Origin of the sequence: Streptomyces alkaliphilus, assembly GCF_014141535.1 — a bacterium.
Taxonomy (GTDB): Bacteria; Actinomycetota; Actinomycetes; order Streptomycetales; family Streptomycetaceae; genus Streptomyces; species Streptomyces alkaliphilus.
Map to the genome: position 1 here is coordinate 1 of NZ_VKHT01001575.1, position 704 is coordinate 704.

Sequence of the window (704 nt, forward strand, 5' to 3'; positions counted from 1 at the left end):
GGTCCTGGACCTCGCCCGCGCCCGGGACTGCCGTGTCCACCTGCTGCACCTGTCCGCAGCCGCCCCCCTGCCGCTGATCGCCGCAGCCCGCCGCGACGGCGTCCGTGTCACCGCCGAGACCTGCCCCCACTTCCTCGTCCTCACCGCCGAGGAGGTCCCCGACGGCGCCACCGAGTTCAAGTGCTGTCCGCCGATCCGCGACGCCGACAACCGCGACGCCCTCTGGCAGGCCCTGGCCGAGGGCACGATCGACTGCGTCGTCTCCGACCACTCCCCGTGCACCGCCGACCTCAAGACCCCCGATTTCGGCACCGCCTGGGGCGGCATCGCCTCCCTCCAACTCGGCCTGCCCGCCGTCTGGAGCGAGGCCCGCCGGCGCGGCCACGACCTCGCCGACGTGGTCCGCTGGATGTCGGCCGCCCCCGCCGCCCTCGTGGGCCTCGACCACCGCAAGGGCTCGATCGCCCCGGGCCGCGACGCCGACCTGATCGCCCTGGACCCCGACGCGACGTTCACCGTCGACCCCGCCGCGCTCCACCACCGCAATCCCGTCACCGCCTGGGCCGGTCGCACCCTGCACGGTGTGGTGCGCCGCACCTGGCTGCGCGGCACCGACATCACCCCGGGGCCGGTCGGCTCCACCGGGGAGCCCCCGCCCACCGGCCGCCTGCTGGAGAGGATCCGCCCGTGACCGACCCCCACAC

General features: G+C 75.9%; 1 protein-coding gene. It reads left to right on the forward strand.

What is annotated here, in order from left to right; translation table 11 throughout:
* On the forward strand, nt 1–691 hold a 691-nt coding region (locus tag FNQ90_RS25765), incomplete at its 5' end, for an amidohydrolase family protein (RefSeq protein ID WP_182608507.1).
* Nucleotides 692–704 lie beyond the last annotated feature (13 nt).